Source organism: Natrinema hispanicum (assembly GCF_900111485.1).
Taxonomy (GTDB): Archaea; Halobacteriota; Halobacteria; order Halobacteriales; family Natrialbaceae; genus Natrinema; species Natrinema hispanicum_A.
Map to the genome: position 1 here is coordinate 1 of NZ_FOIC01000008.1, position 15,243 is coordinate 15,243.

Sequence of the window (15,243 nt, forward strand, 5' to 3'; positions counted from 1 at the left end):
TTTGTCTCGCTCGTCACTCCGTTCCTCACTCGCAAAATCTGGACCAAAATTCCTGGCCAATCGTCTTAGTTGACCTCGAACTCGATCGCCGCACCTTGTCCAAAGCCGACACACAGCGTCGCCAACCCGAGGCCGCCGCCGCGTTTCTTGAGTTCGTGAAGCAGCGTGACCGGCAGGCGGGCACCCGAAGCCCCCAGCGGGTGGCCGATCGCGATCGCGCCGCCGTTGACGTTGAAGATTTCGGGGTCGATCCCGAGTTCGTCACGCGCGTACACCGTCTGACTGGCGAAGGCCTCGTTGAGTTCCACGAGGTCGTAGTCGTCGATGTCGCGGCCGTTTCGCTCGAGCAGCCCTCGCGTCGCCGGGACTGGGCCGATCCCCATTACGGTGGGGTCGACGCCGGCGACGTTATTCATGCCGACCTCGGCCATGATCTCGAGGTCGTGCTCGTCGGCGAAGGCCTCGCTCGTGACGAGCAGGGCGGCTGCGCCGTCGGAGATCTGGGAGGCGTTACCGGGAGTAACCATGCCATCGGATTTGAAAACGGTCGGCAGCTCGGCGAGTTTCTCGGGGGTGGTGCCGGGACGGAGTCCCTCGTCTTCCTCGACGGTGCCGTCATTGGTTTCGATCGGGACGATTTCGTCGTCGAAGCGCCCTTCCTCGGTGGCCTCGACCGCGCGCTGCTGGCTGCGGGCGGCGTACTCGTCCTGTTGCTCGCGGCTGATGTCGTACTCCTCGGCGACCTTTTCGGCGGTCATCCCCATCTGGAGCTCGCCGATGTTGTACAGTTCGGCCAGCCGCGGGTGGACACTGCCCATGTTCTCGCCCATCGGGACGCGACTCATGTTCTCGACGCCGCCGGCGATGATGGCGTCGCGGTTGCCGGCCGCGATGGCGTCGGACGCCGAGATGATCGCTTGCATCGAGGAGGCACACCACCGGTTGATCGTCGCTGCCGGAACGTCTTCACCCAGTTCCGAGAGCAAGGCAATGACGCGGGCGACGTTGTTCCCCTGCTCGCCGCGTTGCTGTGCACAGCCCCACATCAGATCGTCAATCTCGGCACCCGAGAGGCCTGTTTCCGCGAGGATCTCGTCGATTAGCGGGACCGAGAGGTCTTCGCTGCGAACGTCAGCGAACACACCGTCTTCTTTCCCCTGCGGCGTTCGGACTGCCTTCACGACGACTGGCGTCTGTGTCATGTCCTACCGAATGCCGTACACGGCCTTAAATCCGGTCGAACTCGCGTTCATACGCGAGCCGTTTACGGCCAGTGATGCCCCTCGGTGGGTCGAGTTCTACCGCGATCGATCGCGGATCGCTGTCGTCTGATACGGTCTGCTGTCACGAGTGCCCGGTGCAACCGCAGTGCGGGTCGCGGTTGCACCGGAACTGACTGACAGGAGTCCGTATGATGAGCGGACTCGCTCGAGAACAACCCTTATCTCGGATTGTTGGGAATACGCGGGCATGGACGAGGACGGAGCGAACGCCGCTCGAGTCGATGGCGACACGGAATCGGGTGCCGACGACGCAGGCACCGCCAACACGGACGGTCCCGGTGCAACTGACGAGGCATCGATGCCGGGCGTCCCGGACCCCGATCCGCAGGAAAATGACGTGCCCGATGATGTCCAGAAGTACGCCCGCTTCAAGAAAATGGACGGCGCACAGTACGACCGGGTCAACGATTTCCTGCGGGATCGCACCTACATCACCGCCCGCGAGTGGGCGATCGCCCGGCTCTGTTCTGACTTCCGGACCGAGACCGGCGTCGAGATGACCAAAATCGGCGAGAACCTGCCCGACCTCGTCCCTTTCATGACCGACACCTACACGCCACAGGCGGTCAACCAGGCCCGTGCCTCCTTCGAGGAGAAGGTCCGGATGGCCGGCGCAACGTTCCTCTACGGCGCGATGTGTGATTTCTTCACCGCCGAGGAACTCGACGACGTAATGTACGAAGCCACCGAGGTCGCCAAATTCCTGCTGGAAGTCGAGGGCGTCGACCTCTCGGTCGAGGACGAACTCGAGGCCGAAGAGCGCATCTCGAGTGTGATGCGCGAGGTCCGCGAGGCCAGCGCGGAACTCCGTGCGGAGGACGTCACCGGGACCGACGAGTAGGCAGATCACGTCTCGCTCACGAGACTCTTCCTGATCAGGCTCGTCTGTGATCAGTTGTCCGTCGTCGGCGACGCGTCACAGGCAGTGATGGCCTGCCCGTTTCGGAACGCTTGAGAGCCGCTGTCGGCAACACCACCCGTGCCCCGCGCTCGCCTCTTTGGGTCCCTCTGTGGCCTCGTCTTTCTCCTCAATCTCGCCAGAATCGTCTTTGCACCGCTGCTGGACGTGTTTATCGCCGAGTTCGCGATCAGCAAGGCGACAGCCGGGCTCATCGCGACATTGGTGTGGGTCGGGAGCGCATCCCTTCGGCTCCCCACTGGATGGGTGCTCACGAAAGTCCCGCGACACCGCGTCGTCGTCGCCTCGGGTGTCGTACTCACGGCGTCTTCGGCCTTTGCCGCGACCGCGACGACGGTGCCACATCTCATGGCCGGGGCCTTTCTCATGGGCGTCGGCTCCGGCGTCTACTTCGTCTCGGCAAACCCACTTTTAAGCGAACTCTATCCGTCTCGCGTTGGCCGCGTTATGGGAATCCACGGGGCAGCCAGCCAGCTCGCTGCGGTGATCGCCGCGCCGTTCGTCGCGCTCTCCGTGCTCGTCGACTGGCGGCTCTCGCTGTGGGTGATCGCCGGCGGCGCAGCGCTTGGCACGGCCTACACCTGGCTCGCTGCGAAGGGGACCGAGATGCCGACGGCGGGACGCACAGATCGCGAGTTCGTCGCCGGTGCACTCTCTGAGTGGCGCATCATCGTCACCGCGCTGGCACTCGTCGGCGCGGCGGTGTTCGTCTGGCAGGGCGTGTTCAACTTCTACGAACTCTACATGCAATCGAAGGACCTCTCCGACCGGACTGCGGACACGATGCTCACGCTCGTCTTCGCTGCCGGTGTCCCGGCGTTTTACGTCGGCGGTGATCTGGCTGATCGGTTCCCACACGTCCCGTATCTGCTCGGCATCGTCGGAGCGTTCGCCGCGTGCCTGCTCGCGTTGACGCTCGTCGACGGCCTGCTCGCGCTTGTCGTGCTGACCGCCCTCCTTGGCTTTATCATCCACGCGCTGTTTCCGGCCACGGACACGTATCTCCTCGACACCCTCCCGGATTCGACGCGTGGTAGCGCCTACGCCGTGTTCAGCTCCGTCTGGATGCTGACCCAATCGCTTGGCTCCTCGGTCGTCGGGCTGGTCCTCGAGCGCGGCTACGCCTACGACACGGTGTTTGCCACCGCCGCGCTCTGTCTTGGCGGCTCGATCGTCGTCCTCGCCGCCCTCGAGCGGGACGGCCGGCTGCCGAGTTGAGACGAGATGTCGGACAGAAGTCAGTGAAAAGTCGCTCGAGAAAGCCGGCTGTCTCCATCGACGACAGCTGACCCTGAGCAAGTGATCTTCAAATAGTTTTGTCGGACAGTATGAGAGGTCTCGAGACACGTTGCAAGGGCTGGGATTTGAACCACGCCCGAGAACCTGCTCATGGTTCGAGAGAGCGAAGCTCGGTCTGATTCAAATCCAGCGTCTCGCAGACACGACTCTCACTGTCGTTCGAGTCGGTATGCGAGGGCTGGGATTTGAACCCAGGGACCCCTACGGGAGCGGGTCTTAAGCCCACCGCCGTTGGCCTGCTTGGCTACCCTCGCACAGAAGGCAGTCAGTCGTTGTCCCGGGGTGGGGATGTGCGTTTCGGTGTGCGCTCGAGCCGAGATTTACCAGTTGACGCTCAATGTACCGTCGCCGTGAGGGTCGGGCGCGATCTCCTCGTCAGTGCGGCGGTCGACGACGTGGATACAGCCGTCGTCTTTCTTCGCGGGACAGACCTCTGCGGCACGGACGTTGTGCTCGAGGTCCTCTTCGCCGAAGAAGTATTCCTCCGGTTGGGCCATGCCCGAGGCGATCGACATCTCCCAGTTGGCGCTGACTTCGGCACACTTCCCCGCGCCGAAGCACTTGTTGGCCTCGAAGATGATCTTGTAGGGCTTCTCTTCGACCGGCGGTGCGTCGCTCGAGCCGACGTCGCTGGCGCGTTGAATACCGTCGTCGCTCATGTGTCTCCCTTCGAGCGAGTGGCCTTTCGCGTTACGGTTGGTCCGAATGAGAGCGACGACCTACGCCGAGACCTCGGCTTTCGGCTCCGGTAAGTCGTAGGTGACGCCAGTCAGCTCGCTCGAGACGGCCCATAACCGACGGGCCGTTTCTTCGTCGTAGGACTGCTTCGAGGAGGCCTGGCGTTCAGGCGTCCCACGCATGTTCATGAATCCGCCGGGGCCGTAGTACGCGCCACCCTCGGCTTCGGGTGCGGTCGCGGCGTACAGCGTCGGGAGTGCGCCCATGGCGGCCGACTGGGCAAGGGCCGTGTTCATGGCCCACATCGCGGCCTTCCGGAGGCGGCTGCCGCGCTGTTCGGGGCCGCGAAACTGCAACTGCGTGTTCGCGTAGCCCGGATGGACGGCGATGCTCTTGGCGTTCGCAGCCGCTGTGAGCAGCCGTCGCTCGAGTTCGTACGCGAACAACACGTTCGCCAGTTTCGACTGGGCGTAAGCGTCCCACGGGTCGTAGGACTGCTCGTGCTGGAGATCGTCGAAATCGATCTCGCCGCGTTCGTGGATGCCGCTCGAGACGGTGACGATCCGCGACTCGGACGCGTCGTGTGGGTGGAGGTTCTCGAGCAGCAGCCCGGTAAGCGCGAAATGACTGAGGTGGTTGACGCCGAACTGGGTCTCGAAGCCGTCTACCGTCTCCGAACGCGGGATCGCCATGACGCCAGCGTTGTTGATCAGAACGTCGAGATCTGCGTCGCCGAGTCGGTCGGCGAACGCGTGGATCGACTCGAGATCGCCCAGATCGCACGCCTCGGGACGCAGGTCGGCGTCGGGGATGTCGGCGCGGATGTCCCGCGCTGCGTCTTGGCCGCGCTCTGTGCTCCGGCAGGCCATAATCACCGTCGCGCCGTTGCGTGCGAGTTCCCGGGTCGCCTCGAGGCCGATGCCGCTGTTCGCGCCCGTGACGACGACTTGGCGGCCTTCCTGATCGGGGATATTGTCGGCTGTCCAGCCCATACGCGCGGTACGCTACCGCGGCCCTAAAGGCGTGTGCCGGCTATCCCCCTCGGTGCGCGGCTTCGGCGGGATTGAACGGGCTGCCGACGGGTATTCCAGCGATAAAACAGTGGTTTCGACAGTTACTCGTAGTCGACCGAGACGGACTCGAGGACGACGTCTTCTCGCGGACGGTCGTTGGCGTCGGTGTCGACGCTGCCGATCTCGTGAACGACGTCCATTCCATCAGTGACCTTGCCGAAGACGGCGTGGCGGCCGTCGAGGTGGGGCTGGGCGTCGAGCGTGATGAAGAACTGCGAGCCGTTGGTGTCGGGCCCGGAGTTGGCCATGCTCAGGATCCCTTCGTCGTCGTGGCGCAGTTCGTCGTGGAACTCGTCGTCGAACTGGTAGCCGGGACCGCCGCGGCCGGTTTCGGTCGGGTCGCCGCCCTGAATCATGAAGCCCTCGATGACGCGGTGGAAGGCCACGTCGTCGTACAGCGGCTCGCCTTCGACTTCCTCGCCGGTCTCAGGGTCAGTCCAGGTCTTGCCACCGGTCGCGAGGCCGACGAAGTTGTCGACGGTGCGTGGTGCGCGTTCGTCGTAGAGTTCGACCTCGATGTCACCTTTGTTCGTGTGCAGGGTCGCAGTAACGTCTCCCATACGTCGGGGTCGACGGGACGACTGAAAACGATAGTGGTCTCGCGTCGACGGTCGCCGGCTCCATTGGCGCGATTTACGATCGCCCGATCCAATTGTGTCGCCTCGGTGCTGACTAGCGGCCGCAAGTACATACCGCCGGCCGTGGAACGACCCGCCATGAGCGATGGCACGCACACAGCGGCGGAGGTCACGCTCGATCGATTGCCGTCGGGCGTGGAACTGACGACGACGGTCCACACCTATCGGGGCGGCAAGCCAGGACCGACGCTGTACGTGCAGGCGGCCCAGCACGGCCGCGAGATCAACGGGACGGAACTGCTCCGCCGGTTTCACGAGCGCCTACCGCTCGAGTCGCTGTCGGGGACCGTGATCGCCGTCCCCGTCGCGAACCCGCTGACGTTCGATCGAGTCTCCTACACGACACCGGAGCCGTTCGACAGTGTCAACCCGAACATGAACCGAGTCTGGCCGGGCGACGCCGACGGCAGTCTCCACCAGCGCATGGCCGCCCGCCTCTGGGAGTACGTCACGGCAGTTGACGCCGTTGTCGATCTCCATACGGGCAGCCCCGACATGCTCCCCCACGTCGTCTACAGCGCAGGCGACGACCGATCCCGGTCACTTGCTGAAGCCTTCGGGACCGATCTCCTGTTGGCCGAACAGGCCGGCGACGACGCGCCGGACGCGTGGTCCCAGCGTGATTTCGACGGCAAGCTCCGTGTCACCGCCGCTGCCGAGGGGATCCCCGCGATCACGCCCGAACTCGCCCACAACAAGCAGATCCTCGAGGGAGTCGTCACGGACGGCGTCACGGGCTTGCTCGATGTCTGTCGTCAGCTCGATCTCCTTGCCGGCGCGGTACCCGAACGTGAGCAGACTGTCGCCCACAATCACGCCGGACAGGTCACTGCCACCGAGTCCGGACTGTTTCGACCGAATCCGACGCTCGAGGTGGGCGACGTGATCGAGGCAGGGACGCCGATCGGGACGGTCTTTCAGCCGACGACGTACGAATCGCTCCACGAGCCATGCGTCGATCGCGATGGCCTGCTCTATGCACTCACTCGAGAAGCGACGGTGACTGCTGGCGACCAACTCGCGAGCGTGGCGGTAGCCGACGACGAGCATTTGATCGCGTAATCGGCGGTATCAATCACTCCTCGAGAGATCGACTGTCGCCGAACCGGTTAGCAGCGTCTTGTCTGTGGCCGTCCGCGCCTCGAGTGTCGTCTCGACCGTTCCATCATCGGGATCGATCTCGGCGACTTCGCCCGTCGCAACGACGGTGTCGCCGGGGAAGACCCGCGACCGAAATCGGACATCGAAACGTGTGATGTCTCGCAGATCGAACCAGCGGGTGACGACACGGGAGGTGATGCCGGCGGTTAACATCCCCTGCCCGAAGACGCTCTCATTGCCGGCAGCCGTCGCGTACGGGTCGTCGTAGTGGATCGGATTGAAATCACCGCTCGCGCCCGCGTACCTGACGAAGTGCCGGCGCTCGAGGCCGTTGACGACGACCGTCGGGCCGCTCTCGCCGACCGCGAGTCCGTCGAGTTCGCGGACTCGCTCGAACCCGTCGCCGGTCGGTGACGGAACGTCGCTGTCGGCCGTGACGGCACCACCGTTTGGCTCGGCCGTGTCGTCCGCTGTGTGCTCATCGGCAACCGCGCTCTCCGTCTCGAGCATGGTGGTCCGCTCGGTGAGCACGCGGTCGTCGTGCTGATCGCTGTACTCGGTCTCGAGGTGGGCGACGGTCATCGTCCCTGCACGGCCCCCTTCGCGCTGGAAGACGTCCGTGAGGGTGGTCGTTCCCTCGAGCACGTCGCCGACGAACAGCGGGCGCTCGTACTCGTGGCACTGTTCGCCGTGGAGGACGTACTCTGGTTGGAAGCCGAGGTCGAAGCCGGTGCCCTCGATGCCCTCGGGCGTGTATCGCGGAAACCGGCTGACCTGGCTGTAAGTCAGTGGCGCGGGCACGCGGTCGTAGCCCCGCATTGCAGCGGCCGCTGTGTCGCGAAACACTGGGTCATTAGACGTGATCGCGCGTGCAAACTCCGCGACCTTGCCGGCCTCGAGACGAAACGCTTCGGTGGTGACCCGCGAGTCGCCGACCATCGCCTCGAGTTCCGCCAGTGACTTAGTCGGCATTGTGCTGTCCCTCGGCCGTTTGACCGGTCGTCGTCGGCAGTCGTTCCGTCGTGGCGCGGTGCGTGTCGGGACCGTCCTGTCCGCGTCTCATTGTCACCACGGTTTGCGGACGGCTGACATAACAGTATTCCCGGTCGCGGCTGCTCGGACGAAGCCGCTACTCGAGGCCGCTCGAGTGAGGCAGCGAGTTAGCGGATGACGCCCGCATCGCGCAGCTCGGCTCGCTGTGTCTCGTCGTAGCCCACCGACGCGAGTAGTTCGTCGGTGTGCTCACCGTGGGCTGGCAGCGACTCGTCGTCGCTTTCGGGTGCGTCCGGTCCCGCAGCCGGGAACCCAACTCGTGGGGGTGCATCGTCCGGCCGTTCGATCAACCCGCGGGCCTCGAACTGTGGGTGCTCGAGGGCTTCGGCCGGCGTATACACCGGTCCGACCACCGTTTCGTCACCCAGCGTCTCGAGCCACTCGTCCCGCGAGCGACTCGCGAACAGGTCGGCGAGTTCCGCACGGATGGCTTCCAGTTCGGCTGGATCGTCGGTCTCGTGAACGTCGATGAGATCCTCACGCCCGACGTCCTCGCAGAACGTGGTCCAGAACTTCTCCTCGAGTGCTGCGAACGTCACGTATCGGCCGTCTGCGGTCTCGTAGACGTCGTACCAGGGTACTGCCCCGGTGAGTGCCGTCTCGCCAGGACGGGGATCGTCGCCGGTCAGCGCTTCGTAGGAGAGTGCCTGCGAGAAGGAGGCAACCACGTCGGTCATGGCGATGTCGATGTACTCCCCGCCGGTGCCGAGTTCGCGTGAGAGCAGGCCGCCGACGATGCTGAACGCCGCGAACAGGCCGCCGCCGAAGTCGCTGATCTGGTAGCCCGGAATTTGCGGCGGTGCCGACTCGTCCTCGCGGGTCATATCGAGCAGTCCAGAAACACCGACGTAGTTGAGATCGTGGCCCGCGCGATCGGCGTACGGGCCGGTCTGGCCGAAGCCCGACAGCGAACAGTAGATCAGGTCGTCGTTGTACTCGCTCAGCGTCTCGTAGTCGATCTCGAGGCGGTCGGCAACGCCCGGTCGGAACCCCTCAAAGACGACGTCGGCTGTCTCGACTAGCCGGTAGAACGCGGCCCGCCCCTCCGAGGATTTGAGATCGAGTGCGATGCTTCGCTTGCCGCGATTGACGTTGTCGAACAGCGCGCCGACGTCGCGGTCGGTCATCGGCGGCATATGCCGGGCGTAGTCGCCCGTCCTGGTGTCCTCGACCTTTATCACGTCGGCACCTGCATCGGCGAGCAGTTGCGTTGCGTACGGCCCCGGAAGGAGGCGGGTCAGATCGAGAATCTGAATCGAATCGAGTTGCATGTGCTCACGTGCCGGGCCGTTCGTAAAAGATTACTGTCGTTTTTCGCCTCGTGGTGGGACACCGTGATAGCAGACCGTCGCAGTCGACACCGAACGAACCGCGATTCGAAAACAGTGGAAATTGCCCGGTTTCGTCGACCGCTCAGTACGCCTGTAGCTCCTCGAGGACGGCCTGTGCGCTGCCGTCGGCGATGACCTCGCGGGCCTGCTCGAGACCGGCTTCCAAGCTGTCGACGTCCTGGCGGGCGTACATCCGGAACGCACCGTTGAGCGCGATCGCGTCGGCGAAGTGGTCGTCGCGCTCGCCGGCGAGGACGGCTTCGGTGATCGCTGCGGAGTCGGCTGCCACGTCGTCAACGGCGAGATCGTCGCGTTCCATCTCCATGCCGTACTCGGCGGTTTCGATCTCGTAGTCCTCAAAGGACTCCTCGCCGTCGGCTCCCGTTTCGTCCCACTCGGCGACCTTCGTGTAGCCGGGGCGGATGTCGTCGTAGCCTTCCATCCCCTGGAAGAAGATCGCGCGGGAGTAGTCGAGTTGGTCGCTTTCTTTGATGAGATCGGTCAGTTTCTTCGCGAACGCGAGGTGATAGAACGAGCCCAGGTGCACGTCGGCGTTCGCCGGGTTGGCGACGGTCTCGATCGTGTTGACGAAGGTTCGGACGCCCATCTCGTCGCGACGCTCGAAGAGGTCGTCGATTCCGGGATTGAACGCGGGCTGATAGTAGAAGCCGAAGCCGGTCTCGTCGACCATGTCGGCGCTTTCCGTTGGCTCGAGTTCGGTTCGGATGCCGAGTTCGTCGAGGACGTGTTTGTACGCCGTGGCCTTCTGGGAGGGGACGTAGTCGCCGGAGTGGACGACGACCGGCGTGCCCGCGGCGGCGGCGACGACGCCGGCACCGACGCCGAGGATGGCGGACGTGTCCTTCCCGTCGTAGTTCGCACCGCAGTCGACCGGATCACACTCGGGCTCGGCGGTGACGACCGACTCCTCACGCATGACGTCGGTGTAGGCCGAAAGCTCCGCGGGGTTGTTGCGCTTCCAGCGGTTGGCCAGCCAGAACGCACCGAGGGTGGTGTCCTCGGGCTCGCCCGCCAGAATCCGCTGGAACGCCTCGCGAGCCTGGTCGTGGCTCATGTCGTCGGCCGACTTGGGACCCGAACCGATGACCTCCGTCATCAGGCGTTTCAACGGCCATTCGCCGAACGTCTGGGATGCCTTCGCCATGTGCGGGCGTTGGAACGGACGGCGCAAAAACCCCCCGTTTCCTGCATCCTTCCGGGAAACAGTCCGTGAACACTCGCTCACGTCTCCGCCCGTGTCTGAGTGTTCGTGGTGTATATAACCGGCCAGCAGCGGGGCCGTCTCCTGTGAACCCACTGGCACTGTCGACGACCGAGGAGTCCCGAAACCAATACAGGGGCCGTCTCCCTAGAACGGCCAATGAGCACCCTGTCGGGGAACTGGCGTGAGGCCATCGACGACGTGGACGCGGCGCTGATCGACGGCTACCAGAGCGGCTTCCCGGTCGAGGAACGGCCGTTCCGTCAGCTCGCTGCCGACCTCGAGATCGACGAATCGGACGCAGTCGAGCGCGTTCGCGCGCTCAAGGAGGCGGGGATCGTCCGCCGGTTCGGTGCCGTCCTCAATCCGCCCGTGATCGGCTCGTCGACGCTCGCTGCCGTCCAGGCACCCGAAGACCGCTTCAACGAGATCGCGACGATCATCAACGACTACCGGCAGGTCAATCACAACTACGCCCGCGACCACGAGTGGAACATGTGGTTCGTCGTCACCGCCGGGTCACAGCAGCGACGCGACGAGATCCTCGCCGAGATCGAGGCCGAGACCGGCTGTGAGGTTCTCACCCTGCCGATGGTGACCGACTACTACATCGACCTCGAGTTCCCCGTCGTCAACAGCGATCGGTTCGCACGCGAGTCCCTCGAAGATCGTACCGATTCGTCGGCCACCCGGATCAGCGAGGAAGCGACCGGCGATCTCTCTACACTCGAGGCAGACCTCTTGCTCGAGATTCAGGACGGCTTTCCGCTGTCGGCGACGCCGTATCGGGATATCGCCGACACCATTGACTACCCACTCGAGGACGTCCTCGAGGCCGTCTCCCGGCTGCTCGAGAACGGCTGTATCAAACGGATCGGCTGTATCATCAACCACGTCGTGACCGGTTTCGACGCTAACTGTATGGTCGTCTGGGACGTCCCCGACGAGAACTTAGACGAGTGGGGCGAGCGTGCAGGTGGCCTGCCGTACGTGACCCTCTGTTATCACCGGCCGCGCAGACCCGACCAGGAGTGGCCGTACAACCTGTTTACGATGATTCACGGCCGCGATCCCGAGGCCGTCGACACGAAGATTGACGAACTCGCAGCCGACTATCTCCCCGTCGATCACGAGCGGCTCTACTCGACCGAGACGCTAAAACAGACGGGCGCACGCTACGATGACCTGATCGGCACCTAACGACCGATCGCCCTCGACGTCACGCAGTCGGCTGTCCAATGGGGCTGGCCGGTATGTGTACGAAATCGTGAAATACCAAATTATATTGGAATAGTCTCTTTAAATCCGCGCTCCAACAGACGGGTTGCACCGCAAGGTGCGCCATGTGTGGGGTCCACCACCGCTTACCATTCGAGCCCCCACACAGCGGCTTCCGATTCTGGAAGCGTCTCCTCATAGAGCAACGACCATAATAAATGATTTTGCCACTCTCGAGCGAGGTATCTCGTCGATGACGCGGCGTCCACCCTGCGCTGTCGAGCGATGCTGCCGTCGGAGCGACGTGCTACTGTGGCCGCTCGAGTGCCTCCGCCACGACCTCGATCGGCGTCGGTGGCTCTTCGGGTGCGCCGGGGCGGTTCTCGAGTTGGGTCCGACAGGAGGCACCCGGCGCGACGACACGGTCGCCGTCGCTGTCTGCGACCTGCTCGTAGAGGATCGAAGCGATGGCGTCGCTCATCGAGGCGTGTTCGGCCTCGTAGCCGAAGGAGCCGGCCATCCCACAGCAACCTGAATCGAGCGGGTCGACGGCGTAGCCCGCCCGTCGAAGCACGCCGACGGCGTGGTGGTCCTTCGCGACCGATTTCTGGTGGCAGTGGCCGTGGTAAACGAGCTGTTGCTGTACCGCCGCGGGGTCGAAGTCGATGGCCTCGTCCAGCCGGAACGTATCGATGTACTCACAGATACCGTAGGTCGCGTCGGCGACCGTTTCGGCTGCGTCGGACGTAAGCAGATCGAGGTAATCGGACTGGAACATGACTGCATCGGAGGGTTCGATCACGACCACGTCCCAGCCGGCGTTGACCTGCGGTGCGAGCGCGGTCACGTTCTCGCGGGCCGTCGTTCGCGCTTTCTCGAGAAAGCCCTTCGAGAACGCCGGCCGGCCGGTATCGCCCAGTCCGTCGGGCACTCTGACGTGGACGCCCGCGGCCTCAAGGACGCGGACGGCCGCTTTCCCGGCGTCGGGATGGTTGTAGTTGGTATAGGTGTCGGGATAGAGGATGACCGTTCGATCTGCGTCGGCCTCGCGAACGCGCGAGCCGCCGCGTGTTGTGAACCACTCCCGGAACGTCTCGTCGTGGAACGTCGGCAGCGGCCGGCTCGAGTCGATGCCGACGGTGGCCTCGAGGATCTTGCGAGCACCGGGAACCTTCGACACGGCGTTGGTGACGGGCGCGAGTCGACTCCCCCATTTCGAGAGCGTCGCGACGTTGGCGAAGAGCCGATCGCGCAGGGTCGCGCCGTTGCGCTGGTGGTACTCGTGGGTGACCTCGGCTTTGAGCTTCGCCATGTCGACCTCGCTCGGACAGTCGATGGCACAGCCCTTGCAGCCGATACAGAGATCCATCACCTCCTCGACGAACTCGTCGGAGACGGCTTCGTCAGGATCTACGTCGCCGCTCATGGCCTGTCGAAGCGCGTTCGCCCGGCCGCGGGTTGCCGTGATCTCCTCGCGGCTGGCCCGGTAGGTGGGACACATCACGCCGCCGGTCGTCGACTGTTCGCCGCGACAGCCGCCACAGCCATGACAGAGCTCGACCATGCCTTGCATGCCGTTGTCGTTGTCCCACTGGAGGGTCGGCTCGAACCCTGCCTCGAAGTCGTAGTCGGGGTCGAATCGCAGGTGTTCGCGCAGGTCCGTTGGGTCGTCTTCGCGGAAGACGACCTGCCCGGGATTGAGGAGCCAGTCGGGATCGAAGGCGGTCTTGAGATCCTGGAACGTTTCCCAGAGCTCGTCGCCGTAGAGTTTGTGATTCCATTGCGTGCGTGCGCGGCCGTCGCCGTGTTCGCCTGAGACCGAGCCACCCAACTCGACCACGAGGTCCGTCACGTCGTCGGCGATGCCGTGGAGTTGCTCGAGGCCGACCTCCGTCTTCGTATTGACCAGCGGCCGGACGTGGAGTACGCCAGGGCCAGCGTGGGCATAGAACGTGGCATAGGTGTCGTGGGTCTCGAGAATCTCCTCGAAGCCTTCGACGAACTCGGGGAGCCGTGCGGGCGGGATCGCAGTGTCCTCGATAAACGAGATGTGCTTCGCGTCGGTCGTCCGCGAGAGCAAGATCGGGAGCCCGGACTTGCGGAGCTTCCAGAGCTTCGCGCGTTCTGCCTCGTCGTAGGCCTCGAGCGCCTCGATCGCGCGCGTTTCGGCGTCGCTGTGTGGCACATTGGCGGCTGGCTCGCCGGTGGGTGTCGCCGATGGCACCCGGTCGGCAAGCAGGCCGGCAACCTGTTCTTTCCCGTGGGCGTCGTCCTCGGCGTAAAACTCGACGAGCAAGACGGCGTTCGTTCCCTCGGGCAGGATCTCCGTGACGGGGCCGAACTCCGCAGTGTCGCGGGCGAGGTCGATCAACACGTCGTCGAGCACTTCGACCGCGGCGGGGTCGTGTTCGAGGATCGGCTCGACATCGCACATTGCGGTGTGGAGATCCGGATAGCACAGCAAGGTGACGGCCTTCGTTTCGGGGACGGGCTCGAGCGAGACCGTCGCTTCCGTCACGATCGCGAGCGTCCCCTCGCTGCCGGCCAGCAGGCGCGCGAGGTTGACGGTGCCGGGCTCGCCGGTTTCCTCGCCGCCGGGCAACTCGTCGCCGCGAGCCTCGGCGACGAGCCGATCGAGGTTGTAACCCGAGACGTTGCGCTTGAGATCGGGGTAGGTCTCGTCGATCAGAGCCGCGTCTTCCTCGAGAATCCGCTCGACTTCGGCATAGATCCGTCCCTCGAGGTCGCCGTCGGGAGCTGCTCGCTCGCTGAGCTCCGCTCTGGTCACCTCGCCGAAGCGGGTGACGGTGCCGTCGGCGAGGACGGCCTCGACCTCTTCGATGTAGGCGTCTGTCTTGCCGTATTTCAGGGAGTGTGCGCCGGTCGAGTTGTTGCCGATCGCGCCGCCGATCGCGCTTTTGTCACGCCACGCGGGGTCAGGTGCGAACTTGAGGTCGTGGGGAGCCAGCGCTTCGTTCAGCGTGCCCACGATCGTCCCAGCCTGGACCGTCGCGGTGCGGTCGTCGGGATCGATCGCGCGGATCTCGTTCATATGCCGGGTGAAATCCAACACGACGGCCCGGTTGACCGTCTGGCCGGCGAGGCTCGTCCCGCCGCCCCGTGGGAGCACTGGAATCTGGCGTTCGGCACAGTACTCGAGGATCCCCGCGACGTCGGCCGTCGATTCGGGGAAGGCGACAGCGATCGGGGTCACTTCGTAGGCGCTTGCATCGGTCGCATATAGCTCGCGGGAGTAGGAGTCGGCCCGGACCTCACAGTCGACCACTCGCTCGAGGTCTGTGACCAGGGCCGGGCGGTCGACGTCGTCGCTCCGGTAGTCGTAGTTCGCTCGCCGGTCGGCGGCCGGGTCGGCGCTCGGCTCCAAAGACATACGTCACCCTTGCGCAGGGGCGACAAAAAGCACCCGC

Annotated in this window: 13 protein-coding genes and 1 tRNA gene; 5 read left to right on the forward strand and 9 right to left on the reverse strand. The window is 64.5% G+C overall.

The genetic code is table 11. The features are described from left to right. Positions 1-65 precede the first annotated feature (65 nt). Positions 66-1,202, reverse strand: coding sequence for a thiolase family protein (locus BSG09_RS09370; protein WP_092932446.1), 1,137 nt, complete (start codon positions 1,200-1,202; stop codon positions 66-68). Here BSG09_RS09370 and BSG09_RS21565 point away from each other — a divergent pair. The 3 genes from BSG09_RS21565 (at position 1,201) to BSG09_RS09380 (ending at position 3,420) form a co-directional block, all read left to right on the forward strand. Continuing rightward, positions 1,201-1,332: a hypothetical protein gene (locus tag BSG09_RS21565; protein WP_262488520.1), complete on the forward strand. Its 132-nt coding sequence runs from the start codon at positions 1,201-1,203 to the stop codon at positions 1,330-1,332. The two genes, BSG09_RS09370 and BSG09_RS21565, sit on opposite strands and share 2 nt — an antisense overlap. A 138-nt stretch (positions 1,333-1,470) precedes the next feature. Then, complete coding sequence (locus BSG09_RS09375; protein ID WP_092932448.1) at positions 1,471-2,124, forward strand: DUF5806 family protein; 654 nt, start codon at positions 1,471-1,473, stop codon at positions 2,122-2,124. 138 nt (positions 2,125-2,262) lie between these two features. Continuing rightward, the gene (locus BSG09_RS09380) at positions 2,263-3,420 is read left to right on the forward strand and encodes an MFS transporter (protein ID WP_092932450.1); all 1,158 of its coding nucleotides are present in this window, start codon (positions 2,263-2,265) and stop codon (positions 3,418-3,420) included. 251 nt (positions 3,421-3,671) lie between these two features. On the opposite strand, the gene BSG09_RS09385 is transcribed toward BSG09_RS09380, so the two are convergent. The 4 genes from BSG09_RS09385 to BSG09_RS09400 all read right to left on the reverse strand — a co-directional run bounded on the left by BSG09_RS09385 (position 3,672) and on the right by BSG09_RS09400 (position 5,812). Continuing rightward, positions 3,672-3,755 (reverse strand) — tRNA-Leu (locus tag BSG09_RS09385). 66 nt (positions 3,756-3,821) lie between these two features. Continuing rightward, a complete protein-coding gene (locus tag BSG09_RS09390; protein ID WP_092932452.1) occupies positions 3,822-4,160 on the reverse strand; it encodes a ferredoxin in 339 nt (112 codons plus the stop codon). Positions 4,161-4,220: 60 nt separating this feature from the next. Next, positions 4,221-5,171 carry an oxidoreductase gene (locus tag BSG09_RS09395; protein WP_092932454.1) on the reverse strand — a complete coding sequence of 317 codons (951 nt, stop codon included), beginning with the start codon at positions 5,169-5,171 and terminating at the stop codon, positions 4,221-4,223. Positions 5,172-5,293: 122 nt separating this feature from the next. Further along, the gene (locus BSG09_RS09400) at positions 5,294-5,812 is read right to left on the reverse strand and encodes a peptidylprolyl isomerase (RefSeq protein WP_092932456.1); all 519 of its coding nucleotides are present in this window, start codon (positions 5,810-5,812) and stop codon (positions 5,294-5,296) included. 156 nt (positions 5,813-5,968) lie between these two features. On the opposite strand from BSG09_RS09400, the gene BSG09_RS09405 reads away from it, so the two are divergent. Continuing rightward, complete coding sequence (locus BSG09_RS09405; RefSeq protein ID WP_092932458.1) at positions 5,969-6,952, forward strand: succinylglutamate desuccinylase/aspartoacylase family protein; 984 nt, start codon at positions 5,969-5,971, stop codon at positions 6,950-6,952. A 9-nt stretch (positions 6,953-6,961) separates the two neighbouring features. Here BSG09_RS09405 and BSG09_RS09410 read toward each other — a convergent pair whose 3' ends face one another. The 3 genes from BSG09_RS09410 to BSG09_RS09420 form a co-directional block, all read right to left on the reverse strand. Next, positions 6,962-7,963 (reverse strand): FAS1-like dehydratase domain-containing protein, encoded by a 1,002-nt coding sequence (locus tag BSG09_RS09410; protein ID WP_092932460.1) that lies wholly within the window; start codon positions 7,961-7,963, stop codon positions 6,962-6,964. Between the two features lie 188 nt (positions 7,964-8,151). Further along, positions 8,152-9,315: a CaiB/BaiF CoA transferase family protein gene (locus tag BSG09_RS09415; protein ID WP_092932462.1), complete on the reverse strand. Its 1,164-nt coding sequence runs from the start codon at positions 9,313-9,315 to the stop codon at positions 8,152-8,154. Between the two features lie 142 nt (positions 9,316-9,457). After that, on the reverse strand, positions 9,458-10,540 hold the full coding sequence (locus tag BSG09_RS09420; RefSeq protein ID WP_092932464.1) for an anthranilate phosphoribosyltransferase: 1,083 nt from the start codon (positions 10,538-10,540) through the stop codon (positions 9,458-9,460). A 216-nt stretch (positions 10,541-10,756) separates the two neighbouring features. Between BSG09_RS09420 and ahbB the strand changes: the two genes are divergently transcribed. Then, positions 10,757-11,797, forward strand: a complete 1,041-nt coding sequence (ahbB, locus tag BSG09_RS09425; protein ID WP_092932466.1) for a siroheme decarboxylase subunit beta — start codon at positions 10,757-10,759, stop codon at positions 11,795-11,797. 325 nt (positions 11,798-12,122) lie between these two features. Here ahbB and BSG09_RS09430 read toward each other — a convergent pair whose 3' ends face one another. Continuing rightward, positions 12,123-15,206: an FAD-binding and (Fe-S)-binding domain-containing protein gene (locus BSG09_RS09430; protein ID WP_092932468.1), complete on the reverse strand. Its 3,084-nt coding sequence runs from the start codon at positions 15,204-15,206 to the stop codon at positions 12,123-12,125. Between the last annotated feature and the right edge of the window lie 37 nt (positions 15,207-15,243).